An 18616-nucleotide genomic window follows, 5' to 3' on the forward strand; every position below is an offset into this window, starting at 1 on the left:
CCAAAGAGACGCAATCGACTGTTATATGAATATTATCAGAACCTATCAACATCCGGCTACACGGCTTACGGTTTCAAGACATCCGGTAGCACTGGTACTTATCTCATGTGGCAGTCTGGCAAGTAAGGGAGGGCTTAAATTTAACGGCGAGGAGGTTATCTATACGACAATCGAAATCGCCTGGCAGTTAGGACTGCCCCGAACAATTGAAGCAGAACACGCGGAAACATTTATGCAATAAGACCATGATTGTCATTCAATTCATTGAGCCGCTGACCGGTACGGCTAATACCGTCTACATCACCACCAGCCCAAGAGGCAACGTAAATATTACCGACGAATACGGCTATGTTGAAATCCGGACCCTCATACATGCGGGTAAAATTTTTGGCAACGAGAGACCGGAAATTCATGAGTTATACAAAACGGAATGGGAGGTAAGGGATGCCGTAATTGCCTATCTTAATTCAATTGACCGTGAGTATGAAATAATAACCAAGATGACTGTCACGGTCGTTGTATTCGGCGATGCTCCCACTGAAATGTCCTTTGAAGAAGAAACTGAACCGCAACGGTTTATTAAACGCGTCAATAGTCTATTTGAGAAAACGCTGGATAATATCCGGAAAGAGGCCAATAGTTTATTCCCGTTAAAATTTTCCATCCGTGAAAGAGGTGTAACCGGCGACAAGAAAGGCCACGACGCCTTTGTTTTGGCAACAATGGAAAAAGAAGGGATCAGCAAAGGCCCTAATTTCATTAAAACACCAATCGGGCGTATCGAATGGTCGTATTTGGGAACAGATATGGGAAATCCGAACAATGCTGATACCGACAGAAGCCGGTATGAGTTCCTGATCAGTGAATACAGTGTTTAAAAAAAAGACCTGGATACACACTCGAACTTGCTATAACGCCCCAACCTGGATGGGTGGGGAAATCAATTGGAATCAAGGGGAAAAGCATTGTTTAGTCCAAGTCAGACCATAGAACATATTGTTGAAAAAATAAATAAATACCCTGAACCAACTGGGCAATAAAAGATCAGGGCACCTTTCAATGGTCTTGCCAGCACCCCCACAATTGGGTAACTTTATATCAACAAAAGGCCGGAGACGGCACGAGTACAAGACCCAATGATAAGCCCCTCAGAGCGTTATCTGAGACCCCTGTCATGTTCGATAAAACTGCCATCGCCGACTATTTAGCCACCTTAGCCATCAACAACGGCGATGCCTACCGGAACGGGCGCGACGTAGGCGAGGCCATGAAAGCCGCCCAACTGGAGTTTATGAAGGAGTTCCGCGAAATGATGGATGAAGCGGTGAAAACGGCCACGCAGGAGGTTAATAATCATTGGTTCGAGGAAGAGATCAGAGCCGCCGAAAAAGCCGCCTACACGGATTTTTTCGCCCGGGTCGATGCCGGAGAGACGGTACAGGTTAAGCCTCACGTTTACGAGCATTATTTAGACCTATTGCCCCCTGTTTCCTGCTGGGCAACCGGTTTTTTATTCGCGGAAGGAGACGACCGCGATAGCCAGGGCAAACGACTGGTTTACCAGTTTACCAAAAACGCACAGGGTCATTTCTGCCAGCGCCGGGCGATCTAACCGCCCCTATACCTTTTCTACCATCCAGGGCGCTCCCCAGCGGAGCGCCAAACCCCAAACAATCATGACTGCAACAGCAACCGCCAGCCAAACAGCCAGCCGCTACGCCGAAACCGATCATGGCCGGCAATCGATCAAAGGAAAAATCGGAACCCAGGACACGATAAAAATCCGCGAAGGCGAACCCGGTAAATCCGATTACGTGACGTTTAATCTGTGCCAGAATGCGCCTACAGCCGACGACCCCAAAGCCGTTATCTGGTACAGTGTGAGCATCCCCCAAACGTTTTTATTTCCTATCCTGACCAGTGGGCTAACCGTCGAAGTGACCGGCCATTATATCGTCCGGACGGACACCCAGACGGGTAAGCAGTTTCATAATATCCGGGGTTTTCAAATCAAATTCTTTTGATGCCGCCCTTATCCAGGTTCAGCCCCCGGCGGGGGCTGAACGAATGAGAAGAATCAAGGGGAAAAAATAACCCGTTTTTTCTATTAAATATGTGATGGGTATTTAGTTACTTAGGTGGGTTGCCGGGCAAAGGTTTTGCCTTCGGAATGGTCTATTTATTCGTTTATTTTTATTTATATGATCAATTACAAGGGTTTATACGTCGAATCGGTCGAAGAAAACCGAATCACATTCACATTTCACAATCACAATGTTATGGGCCTGACTATCTTTTTTGAAGAAGGTACAGGCTATAAGGACGGCGACAAGATCGAGGTACTTATTAAAAACCACGGCTGCACAAACTGGGAGGGCGATGCTCAGCGAAATGAACATAAGGAACTCGAACAGGTGCGTTTTTCGGTTAGTGGTACTTCCGAATCAGAGATGACCACCACGATCTTTAGCCTGACGGCAATGGTCCTCCAGTATCGTCGGGATTCGATTTCCATGCAGCAAATTGCTGAGATCATCAAGAGACGAATCAGTAACCTGGTCGATCAACAATAGACCTGCCTGAATCAAGAGGGTCATCAAAGGTTGATCAGCCTGCGATGGCCCTTTTTCCCCCGAATGGATGGTCGTATCTTTAGATAAAGATAAACGTTCCCATGAGCGCAGAAACTACCCTTGCCCAAACCCTTCAGCAACGCATCGAAACGGCTGACCAGATCACCCATCAGACCGCCAGTGAAGCCATCGTAAACCGGTTGCAGGGCCAGCCCCGGACCTTTGCCGAGCCGCTGGATCTGCCCACTATCGACGGGCTGTTCTCGGTCACCTTTACGGGCTTTGACGAAGCCGGTGCCCTGGTTTCCGATCAGGAGAGTGATACCGACGATTTTGTAACCTATGAACTGGACGAACTGCCGGTCGAGTCGCTGATTCAGATTCTGGCTCTGCTGGAATCCTAATAACCAACCCAACCCTATTTACCTCTTCTAAACCATGACGACACTCCAAAAAGATCACCTGTATACCTCTGCGGCCAGCCAACTCTTTGGGGATCGTGCGGCCAAAGACATTTTCCGATACCAGCGGTTTCAGGGGCCGGACGGCAAACCCTATACCGTCGAAAACGTCTACGTCAAACACGGGCAGGCACGGATCGACGTGGGCTATGTGTATTTTCCCGGCATGGGTTCGGCCCCCGGCTGGTTTGAACCACGAGACGGCTTTGTCTGGGACGAGAATTCCTTTGGCGAGGGGCAGACGATCCTGATGCCGAACGGGCAAACAGCGCTCATCGAATCCATCGGCCCCAACCGGGCCTGTTGTTGTCTGGCAGACGGTCAGCGGTTTCATTTTCGGGAAGATGACCTCCGGCCCGTGTTGAATCCGGTTTAAATCAATCAACTGGGCAATAGAAGATCAGGGCTATACGAACGGCTATTGCCCACCCCGGCCCAAAGCGGTATCTTTGGGTATAGCAAATAAGGCACAGGAGCCGTAAAAACCTGATCGACATGAACACGCTACTGATTGAACCGACCGAAGAAGAAGTCCGGGCCAACGACCCGACCAATATGGCCCTATTTGAGACCGGCAAAGCGGCTTTTGACGCGATCAAAGGCCCCCGCGTCGGCGACTATCTCAAATTACCCCACGGCGAGTATACCCGGTTTACGGAGAGCTACGACGACCAGTTACAAACCGGTGGTCATGCCGGTAGCCGGTACTTTCTGTGCCAGAACGGGCAGTTGAGCTATTCGGGTAGCCTGGACAGTGGGGTAGTCCGTTCGGATATTGAACTGACCGACGAAGTGAAAGAGGGGCTGGTCTGGTTTTTCAGCCAGAGCCGGGCCGTTGGTCAGGGAGCCGTTGAATTTCAATTGCCCTGCCGGATGTACACCCTCAAAACAGGAGCCGACACAAGCGGTTTACCGCAGATTGCGGCTTATCAGCGCAAATGCCGGGCCGATAAGGCAGAAAAGGTAGAACGGGCAGGCATTAACGGAAAGCCTGTCGAATTGCCCCTACCCGTGGTCTATATTGCCCGTGAGTTGATTACGGAACAGGCGTTTATTGAACTCTGCAAGAGCCTTGGACTTGATTATGACTGTTACTGGTGGAGCTGGTTTGTGCAGCCCTACAAACAGTCAGATATTGATACGATTTTGGCCGAAACCGGCTTAATTGGTGAGTACCGCCAGTACGGCGACCATCCGAATTCGCTCTTTCTTAAAAAGCCATAATACCATGCAGGGCACCCGGACGGACCGAGCCAGTCCGGGGCCGCTTTTTCTCATTTTTGATTAAAAAATCATACGGCTATGTTGTTCGTCAATCCCAACGGTGTGCTTTGCAAAAACTACGGTCCGCCGATGCGGCTATTTATTCGGTAGACCTGTTTTCACCAAAATCGGCGTTGCCCCCCGATTCGACGGGTTGGCGGTCGATGGCGTGACTGTCATCAATCCCAACGACTGGCTTTGGGCCTGATCGGGCCTCCCCTACCGGGGAAATTAGAATCAAGGGGAATGAAAATTGCCGAATCAACCGGGCAATAAAAGGGCCAATCCATATGAATGGCTATTGCCCCAGCGGGGGATTTTCCCGATCTTTAGGTAAGCAATCAAAGGCACGGGAGCCGTAAAAACCCGATACCGAACATGGCAACTACAACCGCCCCAGTTATCGACAACTTCAAGAAAAATATCTTGGGAACCGCTCAATTTGATCTGAAAATTGGCGGGATGCGTAGCCCACAAGCATTTAATGTGGTCCCGATGGGAAAAGGGGGAAGCACGGATGTAATCATCATTCAATCCGACAAACGCATTGGCACCCTCAACCTGACAACCGGAGCCGGGAGCCTGTCAGCGACCCATTCAGGAGGGGCCTATTTTGCCCATCTGGCTATCGACCGGGCCAATGGTAAAATGACCGCATTTCAGCTTACCCCCGAGCAGCTTAGCCTCTTGACCCAGGCCATTAAAGGCACCGCCAGCGCCAAGGCCGGATCAAGCGGGTGGGTCTATGCCGATAATTCAGCAGCTGCATTGGTTTGATAGGCCCATCACGCCTGAAATCCTGACCGCCCACCGGGTTTGGCTGTCAGGATTTCAGGCAAGTAACAGGTTTTTGCTAATCAGATAGTTACGCGAGTGTGTACAGATTCCAGGCAAGGAAAGCCAATGCCCGAAAAAGCCACCACTCAGGGCGGGAAAGCGTCGTTTTAACGACGAATCAAGGGGCAGATCAACCGCCTCAGCAACGAAAATTTTATTAAATAAATTGTATGTTTTATACAAAGTAAACGTGAAAATTAATAACTGGTAATCAATCAAATGGGGCAAAAAAGCGGCCTGTTCCGTAGTCGTGTATTGCTGGTTTTTCCCTTTATGACTACCTTTATAGTGTTCAATAAAACATTCACTTTTAGATCACTTGTAAACCTTTTAAGATTATGGCTTCGATGAATCGCGTAACAATTATCGGTAACTTAGGCTCAGACCCCGAAGTTCGCTATTTAGACAGTGGGGCTTGTGTCGCCCGTTTCAACGTTGCAACGACGGAGAAGTACACCAACAAAGCCGGTGAAAAGGTCGAACAGACCGAATGGCACCGGATCGAGTTGTGGGATGCACAGGCTAAGGTAGCAGAGCAGTACCTTAAAAAAGGTAGCCCGGTCTGCGTTGAAGGCAAATTGAAAACCGAAACGTGGACGGACAAAGACGGTCAGGAGAAATCCGTTACCCGCATTCGGGGCAACAACATGATTATGCTGGGGGGGCGCAATGAAGGCAATGCAGCACCAGCGCAGGCAGCAGCACCAGCCGCAGCCCCCAAGACGGTACAGGCCAACCCCAAACCAGCCAACGCACCGGCCAAACGCAGCCCACAGCCAGCACCAGCCGGTTTTGAGGGCGGGGGAGACGATGATCTTCCTTTTTGACGGACTCCGAAGCGTCAGACAGGTCAAAGCCAACAACAAAAGCCCCGCCAATCGGGGCTTTTGTTGTTTTGGCCACGGCCAAAAAAATGATTGAATCAAGGGGAGGGCAGCGATGGCCCGCTTAGGATTTCGGACAATCCTGAGTGGCCTGGATCAGGTCTGCCGTCGTGAAAATCTTCAACTCCTCTTCCAGCATAAAACCCCGCAGGCTGTAGGAATTTTCGTTCGGGGTGAAATAAATTTTGGTTGATTTGGAATTTCGGCAGGCGTAGGTAATTGGGTACTCTACATGATGAAATATAAAACCAATAAAAAGGCTGGAAATTTGTAGCGACCAAGCAACAAAATCCCAGCCCCGTAATGATTAAGCATTACTCCTAAAATGTAGAAAAAATCTTCCAATCGGCTACCCGGCAAGTCGGAACCCGCTGGCACTTAGCCCGCCAAAAAATGATTTTTGCACTCATTTTCAGTAAACTTGTTTTTACCTTTCATCAGGAAGAGTAATTCTTTCTTTGTAAGTCAATTTGGCTATTTGTTAGCTCGTAAGTAATATTGTCGTTGATTTGCGTATAATCCATTATCAATGAATTTTCTACTCTGCCAATCTTCAAGCCACTTACGGCTTTTCATTGTCTTTGGCCTTCTATCACTGCTTTTTATTGCACCGGTCTTTGGAAGCTCCGAAGAAACCCCTCATGCTTCATCTTTAACTGTTGGGCTTACAAGTAGTGGAACGTTAGCTTGCGGACAACTGGGTGTAACTCTAAGTGCTACAGCCTTAAACGTTGAAGGACAATCAAGTTACCTTTTCACGGGGCCTAATGATTTCTCGGCTATAAATACTACTGGCTTATTAAGTGTAAGCGCGCCAGGAACCTATTCGGTAGTTGTAACAAATGCTATTTGTAGCTGTTCGGCCAGTGCAATGGCTACTGTGAGTAGCTTACTGCATCCCGATTACCTGCCGTTAGTTGACCTCTACAATGCCACCAACGGCCTTGGCTGGGCTAATAAAACAGGCTGGCTTACTAACTGTGACCCTTGTAGTGGATGGTATGGGGTGACCTGTGGAGGAGGAGGAAGGGTAAATACAATAGATTTAAGTTCAAATGCATTAACAGGAGAAATTCCACAAAGCATTGGAAAATGTACTCAATTATTAGAACTTTTTTTAACTAATAATAGATTAAGCGGGAAAATACCTGAAAGTATAGGGAATCTAGCTGAAGTATATCAAATCTTTTTAAATGGCAATAAGCTATCAGGTAGTATCCCCGCGAGTTTTAGTAAGTTAAAACAATTATTTAGATTATGGTTACAGGATAATCAGCTAACGGGTTCTATTCCAGAAGAAATAGGTAATTTACAAGGAATAAAGTACCTGGAACTTTTTAACAATCAACTAAGTGGACAAATACCTGAAAATCTGGGTAACTTAAGAGGACTTAAATCTATAAATTTACATAACAACTTGTTGGTTGGCAGTATACCTTCAAGCTTAGGAAATTTACGACAATTAGATGGGCTTACACTAAGCCAAAACCAGCTTTCTGGTTGCATTCCGCCATCTCTATCAGTACTATGTGGAAAAGAAGTTTCACTATATTTTAATCCTGAACTCCCTGGAGGTGGAGATTGGAGTTCATTTTGTATGAATGGCCTTGGCTCGTGCCGACAATGTAACTTAGTTATTAGCTCTCAATCACCCTCTTCCACGATCATTTATGAAAGAGGTATTGTTACCTTTATTGTCAGTGCCACAAGCACTGAGCCTATTAGCTATCAATGGTATAAAGATGGTGTAAAGTTGAGCAATTCAAATACCATAAGTGGAATAAATTCTGCTACATTAGTCATTACCGATGCACAAAAAGTAAATAGTGGCAATTATTATATTGTCATCAAAAACGCATGTAATAGTATTGCTTCAAAAGCATTTAATCTGGAAGTAGAAATGCCAACTCATCTTGATTATGCTGCTTTATCCGTTCTTTTCTACAACACAAAAGGCCTTTCTTGGACGAACCGAAGTAATTGGCTAACCTCCTGCGATCCTTGTAACGGATGGTTTGGTGTGACTTGTAGTAATGGGCGGGTTACAGATGTACAACTACCTAATAATAACCTTAAAGGAGAACTCCCGGCACAGCTCTCTCAGTTGACCCAGATCCAAAAGTTAAATCTAAAAAATAATCAACTATCAGGTTGCATTCCCATTTCGTTAACCGCATTATGCTCGAAGCAAGTGGATATTTCCAATAATCCTGAACTAGCGGAGGGTGGTAATTGGTCAATATTTTGTCAATATGGCATAGGAGCTTGTGGAGGCTGCGATGCTTTAATTACTATTCAACCTCCATCTTTTTCCGCCGTCTGCGCGAGAAGTATTGTAACCATATCGGCTAGTGTAACAAGTGCTCAGCCTTTAGCATATCAATGGTATAAAGATGGAATAGCCTTAACCAATGGATTGAAACTTACTGGTGTTACAACGGCTACCCTCACTGTCCTTGATGTTCAAGCCGGAAGTGTGGGTAATTATTATGCAATTATTACCAGTACATGTAACGCACTGACAACCTCCACGTTTAATTTAGCTATAACCACTGTTGTTCATCCGGATTTTGAAGCTTTGGCAGATTTATTTTACTCTTCAGATGGCATGAACTGGAATAAAAAAATAAATTGGTTAATAAACTGTGATCCGTGTAGCGGATGGTATGGAATATCTTGTAGTAATAATAGAGTAATAAAAATAGAATTACAAAACAATAATCTTCGAGGTGTTATTAGCAATAAATTAAGTGATTTGTCAGAACTTGCTATTTTAGAAATGTCTGACAACTCAATAAGAGGAACAATCCCGTCAAGTTTAAGTGTATTACAAAAATTAACAAAATTATCTTTAGGACATAATCTATTATCAGGGCAAATTCCAGAGGAGTTAGGCTTTATAAGGTCATTGTCCTATATTTACTTAAGAACTAATTTTCTTACAGGTAGTATTCCAAATAGTTTCAGCAATTTAATTAATTTAGGAGAACTATATCTTGATAATAATAAATTAAGTGGTGAACTTCCATCTGGTCTTGGAAAGCTTAAAAAATTAGGTTCTATTTGGTTAGACTATAACTCAATAAGTGGTGTAATTCCAGATAGTTTTGGAGAGCTAAGTGGTTTGTCTGCTTTAGTTATAAATCATAATCGTTTAGAAGGCTCCATACCTTCAACATTCTCTAAGTTAAACAATCTACAAGCTCTATATCTTCGAGGTAACCTGCTAACAGGGGTTATACCTAAAGGTTTAGGGGACTTAAATAGTATTCAGCAAATTGATCTTTCCTCAAACAGACTTACTGGAGCGATTCCTGAGGAGTTGGGTAAATTAATGAATTTAACCATGTTAAGTTTGTATGGAAATGAACTTTCAGGTGCTATTCCCGCAATTTTAGGTAATTTAAATAAACTAAGGGAATTGTATCTTAGTTTTAATAACCTAAGTGATGTCATTCCGAATAATTTTAATAATTTATATAGTATACAAAAACTCGATTTATCATATAATAAAATAACAGGTCCTATTCCCTCTTTTTTTAGTAAATTCTCTTCTTTGAAACTACTGGGGTTAAGTAATAACCTATTTTCAGGATGTATTCCAATTTCCTTAACATCATTATGTGGGAAAGAGGTATATATAGGAGGCAATCCGAATCTACCTTATGGTGGCGACTGGGTTTCTTTTTGTGCTACGGGTAAGGGTAGTTCGTTGCAACTGGCTACGCTAAAAGATGGAAGTTGGCATGATCGCTCTATTTGGAGTTGTGGCAGCGTCCCCTCCTCACAAGATTCACCCATCATCAAACATGCTGTTTCAATCAGTCCCGGACAAGCAGCACAGGCTTTCTGGGTGCGCTATGAACAACAAGGAAAACTATTATTTGGAATAGGCAGTAAATTGCAGCTAGGGCAGTAAGGATAACACTGGAGTGCAGAGAAGTCCCGAAGGAGGTCTGCTTCCAACAACCGGGCTTTCCTTTGCCCCTAAGGAAGGCATTTCCTTTACCTGAAGCGGCCCGACCTGATTCCACTCCTGCCCCATGCGGGAGCGGAATCAGGATCAATCAATCAAGGGGAAAGGGCGAACGTATACTACTATCCGTTCGGAATGATTGAATCAAGAGGGTTGAACTGGGTCCGTCTGCATTCCAGAATCGTTCCTAATCCCTTCCGGGATCGTTCTAAAATCGATCCGTTCAGCAAGAATCAATAGGGTCATAAAAGGTTGGCCCAATGTCATAATGGCTTGTAGGTCAGTCGGTTTGGTGGTATTTTTAAGTATGCAAAACGACCTTGAAGTCCCTGAACAGAACATGGAACAGCCATTGGCTATGACCGCAGAAAACGTCGCCAGCTACACCCGGCAGACGATTATTGATGCGGTTCGTCGCTTCAACACGGACATCTTAGATACGCTCGATGAATGGGAAATCCAGGGTATGGTAAATGCCCTGAATAATTTGCGGCAAACCTTCGGTCTTGATCCGATCCGGCATAATCTCAACTGCGAAATTAAGGACAATGCACTTGCTCCGACTCTCGATGAACAGTACTGGGATTGTGAATGTGAGCGCCACTACATTCACCTGAAGAAGAACCGCACCGAATGCCCGGTCTGCGGGGCCAGTGAAGAAAACCAGCCCGATAGCCGGATTACGGAAATTGCTCTTTGTACGCAATTTTTTAACAACATCGGCTAAACCGGATGCACTCGTCAACACTCCCCTATCCGGGCAACCCCAACTGGGGCATCCGGGCCTTTGAAGGCAGTTATGATAGACCCCGTAGAGTCGAAGTGGTGAACCGGACGGGTCTGTTTACCGGCCTGTGGTTTAAGCTCTTTCACGCTCAAGCATTCGAAACGCTTACCGTCCCGGCTGACACCCTGGCCCAATCGTGCCGGCGGGAGTGCGCGTTATACCTGGAAGAAGCCACTGTTGAAGGGGTCATGGCTCAGTTCACGGCGCAGTTCGGCCACCGCAAACGCATTCGAAAAACCGAGTGGACGGACTTCTGTTACGCTATCAAAGTGCAGGAGGTGCCCGAGGTCATTGGCGAAGCCTATTTCTTCACCGTGACGGGCGATAATGCCTATGGGCTTTCCAATTCGCCGGTTTTTACACTCACCCAGCCTATCGACCCCGGGGCTACCTATTTGCAGGGAGCCAGTTGGGTTGAAAGTGTGAACGTGCTACCCGACTACCAGAAACGAGGGATCGGCACGACGCTCTACCGGGCCGCTGAATCCATTTTTCAACTGCCCATCATTCCGGCCTCTCCCTTGTCCGATGCAGGAAAGGCCCTTCATCGAAAATTAGGTAAAATCCTTTAAACGAATCCATTATGCCAAAGACAGTCACCATCACCCTCACATCGACCGAGGAAGAACCCGATTTTGGGGTTGAACTGGCCAAAATTGCTGACCAGATAGCGGAGGGCTACCGCGAAGGCTTCGACCGCAACGAAACAAACAGCTACCGATACGAAATGGTCGATAGCGAATAGCCAGTCCACTGAAGCCGACCATATGCGTTTTCCGAGGGATTCTTTGATTACAAAAACCGGTACGGTTTAGAGAAGGAAGGCGATTTCGAAATGGCCGATGATTGTCTTGTCTATAACGGCATTCAGTACGGTGACTGGTCGGTAACGAATTACCCATTTCCAGAGTAACCCCATACTTTTCATGAACACAATCCAAGAGATCGAAGATTTAAACGTCGAACTAACCAACTTTGCGACCAATCAGGAAGCCGACGAATCAATTAACATGCCCCGGTTAAATGAACTGTTGAACCGGTTCAAAGCCATCCAGCTCAAGGATCAAACGGAGGCCGAAAATCTTCGGTCGGGAATTGATGAACTCGAAGATATAATCGCTCTACTGGCGGATGCAGAATTAACCGATGATACCGATGCCAAAGAGGATTTACTGGCCCAACTGGAAGGCATTTCATTCACCTGAAGCGGCCCGACCTGATTCTACACCTGCCCCATGCGGGAGCGGAATCAGGATCAATCAATCAAGGGGAAAGGGTTGACGTATAGTACCATCCGTTCGGAATGACTGAATCAAGAGGGCAAATAAAGGTTCGACCCTCGCTCACGACTCTTGCCGGGGGAGTTAAATTGTCGTACTTTTAAGTGTAACAAAAAGCCAGTCAGGGCGTTACCTGACGTGTTTCCATGACTGCCCTTGCGCCCCGTTCGTCGTCAGCCCGTCCCGCCTTTCAGTCGATCTTGAAGCCCCGGCATTTCAAAAACTATTTCTATTTTCGGAGCCAGTATTTTCGTTTTCTCGACAGGGTTGTTGATGCAATCTCGTTTAAAACACCGGACACACTACCGGCTGTTGGCTCCTTGAATGAACTATACGGTCATATTCAGCGGTGGAACCTGCAAGGCCCATCGGAAACCAGAGAACGGGGATATGCTTATGAACTGCGTTTTTCCGAGTACCAGCTAAAGGAGGAATTTTCCAAACTGTTTTCCGGAAGCTGGCCGAAGGGGGCAGACCTGACCGAAAAGCAAAAGGCGTTTATGGTCAATATGCACCCCACAACGCTGACCATGTGCCAGACTCCGCAGGCATTGTATGAACGCCTACGCACGAGCGAACACCCCATTTGGTACAACCCCACCCGCCAGGGAGAGCGGCAAACTGTCCGCGAGTTCTGCTATTACAACGGGTTTGCGGCAGCAGCCCATCTAAAGGTTCAGGACGGGGATAAAACGCTGACGGTTGCCCCCGATAGTACAAAAGGGCTGGATTCATGGCTACAGGGCGAAGCCATTCTAAACCGCACGATTCCGACCCTATACGGCATTCCAGACGGAGCCGAGCCACCCAAGCAGGGCGACGGTCCCGGGTTTACGTCTATTTCAATGGATGCCTTTATTCTGGAAGAGTAGAGCCAGTCGGGGAACAGCAATCCGTTGTTCCCCGAAAACGGTCGAATCAAGGGAAATACAATTCAATAAATCAACAGGGGACTAAAAGGGCGGATGCCGCGTCATCGGTATTGATCGGAGGGAGTCTTTGCATTATCTTTAGTAAACAGACAATATGGCAACGGGATCGGACCGCCGAAGCGGCCGTAAAAACTCTACTTTTCTATGATAGCTCAATTTGTCATTGGCCCATACGAGCAAAGCGAAGTGCAGAAAATAGACCTTGGCGGGTCTCAGGGCGCAGCATTCATAGCCCTTTGTCAGGGCCATACCAATGCCGAAATCGCCGATTTACTCGAAAAGCACCCCGAATTCTCCTATCAGCAGGATTACGACCATCCGGGCGATCCCATGTATGCGATGAATCTGTTTTTTCCGGATTTGTCCGTTGTGCAGGTATCCAACTGGGAGGAAGACGATGAAAAGGCCGGTTTTACGCTGGGATTTGGTTATCAGACCAAACCTGATCCACCAAGAACCCGTGAGGAATTGGATAAAGCTATCAACGAGTTCCGCGTAGAGATGGGCCTTTAAGGGCGGATTTAGCCTTCTTCCGTTGCGGAAGAAGGCTGGAATCAACGGGGAAACGCTTTCAAATTTTCACAAGAATGGCCAAGAAAAAACAACCCAATACGGGGTTTCGCAACGAAGCCCTGTTTTGCTTTAACTGCGGGACTTCCATGCCCGTGCCTGTTCCGCTATCCGTTACGAATATGGCAACGATGATAGAGGACTTTAACAAGGAGCATCGACACTGTGCGCCGGTCTGGAAACAGCCCGTGAATGCTAATGCGGGGCACATGACCGAACGGGGTAATCTCCTTTGGTGGCTGGAGTATGGCGAACAAGGCCGAAGCTCGAAAACAATGGCGCATATGCTGGCCGATCCGTTTCTGAAAGACCTCATCAATGCGCCTAAACCGTTTGGTACGCCGGTCGATCCCGACGACTTCAAACGGTGTGAATGGCTCCTACAGGCAGTTCCTCAGTTCCGGCAGCGATTGGGCCAGATGAAACAGGCAGGGCCAGTGTGGCGGAACCTGGTCGAGAACTGGGATACACTGCAAAAAATGCTTGAGGAGCAGCTACAGGGTAAGCAAAATCAGATGTACGAGTTCATGAAAGAACTGGGTTGTTAATTTTTTTTTGTAATATTCATCATGAAAAATAAATTTTTTTTAATCTATCTAATCTTGATGCATCTGTTATTGATATTAGTAACCATAAGATTATTGATAGTCACTTCCCCTTCCTTGGGGGAGATCATCATGAGATTTATCAAAGATAACAGGATTTATATCTGTACGTCTTTACTTTCATTTGTATTGGTTTTCTTCGCAGGTAGAGTAAAGTTTTATTTAAAGAAAATACATGAAAATAAGTCCATTTAAGGCTGGTGATCTCGTTGTGGTCCATAAAAAAAGATTTATTAATGTATTTGGCAAATATTGGCCGGTTATCAATCGGCGATATGCTATTGTAATTGCTGTTGAACCACAGGGAATTTTATTAAATGATGGGCTTTACTACTCTGCCGATGAATTAAAGCCATTCTGAATTTAAAGGTTTCCTAATCATTAAAATAGTATTGATATAGTATATTACTTTATGCTCTCCTAAAATAAATTTTAAACATATCTTTACCATCCGATTGAAAACTCGAAATAAATGACTTTTCTTTTAATATCTGCAACAGAACTTCATTACTACTATTAGCAGGGATTTTAGGTTTTCTGCCTGTATTTAACAAGACTGAATATTCATCACTCATATTTTCAATAAATTTATTAAGATTTTCATTTGAGAAAAGTCTTTTGTAAATATGCAGATATTCAATGCGTGTACTATCTCCAATAAATTTAAACACGTTATTTTCCAACATATCAATTACAAAACCATCCTGAAAATCCGGTTTCATTTCCTTCGATAGTAGTTCTGATATAAGGAACTGAGTTTGAGAGGCTTTAAAGTATTCATGCTTATAATTCGAGAAAATCATAGGGAAAATCTCAACCTCCAACTCTAATGCTTTTTTCAAAAACTCAAATAATTCATTTTCATTATTGAATAAAGATTCCATATTTTCATCCCATAGAGATTCAGTTAATGCTAAATAATGATAACCTAATATTTTTTTGTGATTCTTTAGCACAGTATAGCTTTCAATTAATTCGGCAAGTGCTTCTTCCTCAATTATAATAATAACCTTTGAGTCACTTAAAAGATTAAAATTATAGTCATTGTAAAATTGAGAAGTGTTTTTACATATAATCCTATAGGCTTGGTTGTTTAGTTCTATATTATTATAAAGAAAGTTGCAAAACTCTACGCTGGCCTTTTCTTTTTCTGTAGTTTCTATATAATGATCAAGTTCATTATAGTAGGCATTAATGAATGTTGCATAGTCATGATCCTCTCCTATTGTATCAAAAATATAAATTAAATTAGGCCATGTTGCTTTAAATCCTTTCTTAAAAAGCATATATTCCAGTATCATTTGGTCTGAGATAAGGCGAATATCATTAACCTTTATTTTTCTTTTATCAATTAATCTTTTTTTATTTTCATCCGTTAAGCCTGGTAATTGTATTAATTCACAAAAATTTTCTTCGGAATCCTCTATGGATTGAGTCTCAATTAATAATACTTTTTCACAGTAATCATTGCTGTTTTCTTGAATTTTCTTAAGAAGTTTATCTTTGTCAATTGTTTTGATATAGGAATAGTTCTTTTTCTGATACTCAAGAATTTGATAGTCATCTTTAAAACAGGTTTCAATAATCATTTGGAGCATATGATTATTGACCATATACAGCCCTCCCTTGTAAACAAAACGAGTACAGTCATCAGGGGTTATTGAAGGATCAGGATCAAGATTATAAAATCTAACATCCAGTTGACTGGCAATGTCAGACAATTTTTTTTTATCATCCAATAAACTAAAGTATCTGTTATCTGAAGTTATAAATTCAGCTAAATTGGTGTAATTATCGGGATTATCAATTACTGGATTTGTCCAATTGTTCAGTAATTCTCCGATAATATTTCTCTTTCTTATATCATCAAGTGTATTAGTCCATGCAATAATATTTATATGATGGGGTGATACTTTCATTAGCATCGTCGCAAAAGAGACTTTATCATTACCTGAATCAAAATATTTCAGAATAAAGTCCTGTAAATTAAAGTTAAGGGTTGGCTGTTTCCGAAATATTGATTCCGCAATATTTTTATTTCTATGTTTTGTAATCAGGTATTCTATAAGTCCAAAATTCAAGACATATTTGCTTGTTAGGTTTTCCTGATCCAAAGCATCTATGACGCTTTCATGGTTATAAAGTTTATAATCGTATGGCAAAGGTTTTCGATTTAATTTTAATGTCAGAATAAATTCGTGATCCTGCCGAGTAAAAGTTCCTTCATGGAATATTGAAATGTAATCTAAGTATGTTTCATCTATATATCCTTTTCTAAGTAAAAGCAATAGAAATTCATTGATTTTTCTATTTTCTTCGTCAGAGTTTATTGCAATACTGTCATCATTTAGCAAATCTTTTAAGTTTTTCCGGTTTATTTCTCTTAATTCTTTTTCAACCTTTATAAGATTAAGTTGATTATCGCGTATTAGTTTAGTTTTATCACTGACTAATATATTATATCTATCTAAATATTTTCGATCTGAATTAACTTTTTCCTCAATTATATCAAACCCCCTAAGATACCTATAGCTGTCATAATCAGATAATCTATACTGTAATTCATTATTGATTAGTCTATTGAAATTCTCGTCTTCAAATAAGCTCTCTAATTGGATCGGATATTGATTGAAATAGAATTTCATTCCTGAACCAAAATGAAGTATATAATTATAAATATAAATACTTCTCAGCTCCTTTATATTACCTGAATACTCTTTTTCTAAACTGTTAATATTTTCCTTCAGGTTATTTAAGCGAATGTTTAAATTTTCCCCCACAATGCTTAAATAAGTAGCCTTTTTCTGAAAATATCCTGCAAGCACCCCTTTATTTTCTGAAAGTTCCGAGAAGTCCCTTGGATATAAATTTTTATATACCAATATTGCCAGCATCTTATTCGGATCAAGCTTGCCGGATATTTTTAAACGATATATGTTAAATTCATTGCATATATTATATAGGAGGCGCATATCATCAACAAAAAAAGCAATGTCCTGTATAAGATATTTATCCCATCCATAATTATATAATTTGTTTATGTTTATAAGTTTATCACGCGAATTCGAATAATTGATGATTGGAATGACCGGAATGATAAAATCAAAAAACTTTGCTCTATCCTTTTCTTTAAACATATCGTCTCTGACTGCATATAGAAATATAATTTTTCTGTCTTTTATTTTACTTGAAGTATTCAGGATATAGTTTATTTCCCTTAGTTTGGTGAATATTTCCGGCCGTTCAAACCTGTCAAGATCTTCAATTACAACTATTGAGTAATTGTCATTTCTCTCGAAAAAATATATTATTTCTTCAATGTACTGATTTAATATTGATTTATTAGCCGAACTTGATATTTCTATCTCAGCGTCAAAAATATTTACTTTGTTTAGTTTGATTTTGTACAGAATTTTAAATATTAAATATACTAATGTGAGGCATCCGGCAGCTATATATATGAGTATGGCATAATTAAACCAGTTCAGGTACTCTTTTCTCCATTCATTCCAAAAAGAATTTTTCAGGAATCTGAATGCCACTTTAAAACCTTCTTCATTTACCAGATAGTAAAGTGATGTTAACCAAAGAAGTAATAAAAATGAAAAAATAATGATATACTTAGGTTTTGTTTCCTGAATTTTATGAAATCGTGAATCAGATAATATACCAATTTTATCTTTTTTATCCCTATGGAATATTTGATTCAGAATGCTGAGTTCAATCTGATTCAGATATGAATATTCAGTATTTTTATCGTTTCCTTCACCTTTTTTGTCTGTATCACTTGCTGATGAACTGTTTCTATGTTCTGGATTGGGAAAAGTAGCCAGTGAGATTTCTAATAACTCATATTGAGTATTCTGCTTTTTAAACGTCCTGATTATACTACTCTTACCAGACCCATATGGTCCTGTTAAGGCAATGTTGGTGATTGCTTTTTCTTTTGAATTCGATATAGCCCAAAGCAATGCCTTGTTGTAATCCTCAAAACCCTCTGCTTCATCACTGGGTGATAAAGATTTGTATGGGTGGGATTCCTCTTGTGGTGATTTACTGATGTTTTGTCTTGATGTGAAAAAGATCTTCAGTTTACTGAGCAGGCTGTTTCTCATTGTTCTGGTAATGGGCTATTACAATCGTTGTGTGACTCTCTGCTCACGGGAGGCAAGCTGTTCTTCGCGTTAAATTACATATTTTCAGTAGTATATCTTACTGATTCTGCCTCTTCGTAAATCGAAAACCACTGAAATGGGATTCAGAGCGTTTAACAAGATTATTCACTGCTGCTTTCGTATCCACTATGAATGCCTGCTTCAGTTCCAATACGGTTGACTAATAAGTTCTCGTTGAGGATGTAAAGGGTAATTAACAGATGTCCAATAACCAAGAGTGTTCAAAAAAATAGAATAAAGGGAAAAAGTGTTAATGGAAAAAATGCTAACGTG

Annotated in this window: 20 protein-coding genes; 19 read left to right on the forward strand and 1 reads right to left on the reverse strand. The window is 42.8% G+C overall.

The features are described 5' to 3' along the window. Nucleotides 1–25: 25 nt before the first annotated feature. From AC23NW_RS22855 to AC23NW_RS22945, 19 genes are all read left to right on the forward strand, one after another. A complete protein-coding gene (locus AC23NW_RS22855) occupies nt 26–241 on the forward strand; it encodes a hypothetical protein (RefSeq protein WP_487452313.1) in 216 nt (71 codons plus the stop codon). A 4-nt stretch (nt 242–245) separates the two neighbouring features. Beyond that, entirely contained in the window at nt 246–878 is a 633-nt protein-coding gene (locus AC23NW_RS22860) for a hypothetical protein (protein ID WP_487452315.1), read from the forward strand. A 296-nt stretch (nt 879–1174) separates the two neighbouring features. After that, nucleotides 1175–1612 carry a hypothetical protein gene (locus AC23NW_RS22865; protein WP_487452317.1) on the forward strand — a complete coding sequence of 146 codons (438 nt, stop codon included), beginning with the start codon at nt 1175–1177 and terminating at the stop codon, nt 1610–1612. A gap of 64 nt (nt 1613–1676) precedes the next feature. After that, entirely contained in the window at nt 1677–2024 is a 348-nt protein-coding gene (locus AC23NW_RS22870; RefSeq protein WP_487452319.1) for a hypothetical protein, read from the forward strand. A 177-nt stretch (nt 2025–2201) separates the two neighbouring features. Next, nucleotides 2202–2573, forward strand: a complete 372-nt coding sequence (locus AC23NW_RS22875) for a hypothetical protein (RefSeq protein WP_487452321.1) — start codon at nt 2202–2204, stop codon at nt 2571–2573. A gap of 101 nt (nt 2574–2674) precedes the next feature. Next, nucleotides 2675–2977, forward strand: coding sequence for a hypothetical protein (locus AC23NW_RS22880; RefSeq protein ID WP_487452323.1), 303 nt, complete (start codon nt 2675–2677; stop codon nt 2975–2977). Nucleotides 2978–3011: 34 nt separating this feature from the next. Continuing rightward, nucleotides 3012–3410 carry a hypothetical protein gene (locus AC23NW_RS22885; RefSeq protein WP_487452324.1) on the forward strand — a complete coding sequence of 133 codons (399 nt, stop codon included), beginning with the start codon at nt 3012–3014 and terminating at the stop codon, nt 3408–3410. 119 nt (nt 3411–3529) lie between these two features. Beyond that, the gene (locus AC23NW_RS22890; RefSeq protein ID WP_487452325.1) at nt 3530–4258 is read left to right on the forward strand and encodes a hypothetical protein; all 729 of its coding nucleotides are present in this window, start codon (nt 3530–3532) and stop codon (nt 4256–4258) included. Nucleotides 4259–4675: 417 nt separating this feature from the next. Then, nucleotides 4676–5074: a hypothetical protein gene (locus AC23NW_RS22895; protein WP_487452327.1), complete on the forward strand. Its 399-nt coding sequence runs from the start codon at nt 4676–4678 to the stop codon at nt 5072–5074. Between the two features lie 398 nt (nt 5075–5472). After that, the gene (locus tag AC23NW_RS22900) at nt 5473–5961 is read left to right on the forward strand and encodes a single-stranded DNA-binding protein (RefSeq protein ID WP_487452328.1); all 489 of its coding nucleotides are present in this window, start codon (nt 5473–5475) and stop codon (nt 5959–5961) included. Nucleotides 5962–6547: 586 nt separating this feature from the next. Continuing rightward, nucleotides 6548–9937: an immunoglobulin domain-containing protein gene (locus AC23NW_RS22905; RefSeq protein WP_487452329.1), complete on the forward strand. Its 3390-nt coding sequence runs from the start codon at nt 6548–6550 to the stop codon at nt 9935–9937. A 364-nt stretch (nt 9938–10301) separates the two neighbouring features. Then, nucleotides 10302–10721, forward strand: coding sequence for a hypothetical protein (locus AC23NW_RS22910; RefSeq protein ID WP_487452330.1), 420 nt, complete (start codon nt 10302–10304; stop codon nt 10719–10721). 5 nt (nt 10722–10726) lie between these two features. Next, the gene (locus AC23NW_RS22915) at nt 10727–11353 is read left to right on the forward strand and encodes a GNAT family N-acetyltransferase (RefSeq protein ID WP_487452332.1); all 627 of its coding nucleotides are present in this window, start codon (nt 10727–10729) and stop codon (nt 11351–11353) included. 11 nt (nt 11354–11364) lie between these two features. Next, a complete protein-coding gene (locus tag AC23NW_RS22920; RefSeq protein ID WP_487452334.1) occupies nt 11365–11526 on the forward strand; it encodes a hypothetical protein in 162 nt (53 codons plus the stop codon). A 181-nt stretch (nt 11527–11707) separates the two neighbouring features. After that, nucleotides 11708–11986: a hypothetical protein gene (locus tag AC23NW_RS22925; RefSeq protein WP_487452335.1), complete on the forward strand. Its 279-nt coding sequence runs from the start codon at nt 11708–11710 to the stop codon at nt 11984–11986. 221 nt (nt 11987–12207) lie between these two features. Further along, nucleotides 12208–12933: a hypothetical protein gene (locus tag AC23NW_RS22930; RefSeq protein WP_487452337.1), complete on the forward strand. Its 726-nt coding sequence runs from the start codon at nt 12208–12210 to the stop codon at nt 12931–12933. 204 nt (nt 12934–13137) lie between these two features. Further along, a complete protein-coding gene (locus tag AC23NW_RS22935; RefSeq protein ID WP_487452338.1) occupies nt 13138–13506 on the forward strand; it encodes a hypothetical protein in 369 nt (122 codons plus the stop codon). A 179-nt stretch (nt 13507–13685) separates the two neighbouring features. Next, a complete protein-coding gene (locus AC23NW_RS22940; protein ID WP_487452339.1) occupies nt 13686–14111 on the forward strand; it encodes a hypothetical protein in 426 nt (141 codons plus the stop codon). 232 nt (nt 14112–14343) lie between these two features. After that, nucleotides 14344–14529: a hypothetical protein gene (locus AC23NW_RS22945; RefSeq protein WP_487452341.1), complete on the forward strand. Its 186-nt coding sequence runs from the start codon at nt 14344–14346 to the stop codon at nt 14527–14529. A gap of 49 nt (nt 14530–14578) precedes the next feature. Here the strand turns inward: AC23NW_RS22945 and AC23NW_RS22950 are convergent, their stop codons facing one another. Further along, a complete protein-coding gene (locus tag AC23NW_RS22950) occupies nt 14579–18283 on the reverse strand; it encodes a YobI family P-loop NTPase (RefSeq protein WP_487452342.1) in 3705 nt (1234 codons plus the stop codon). Between the last annotated feature and the right edge of the window lie 333 nt (nt 18284–18616).

The organism is Arsenicibacter sp. R0_47, assembly GCF_057652235.1.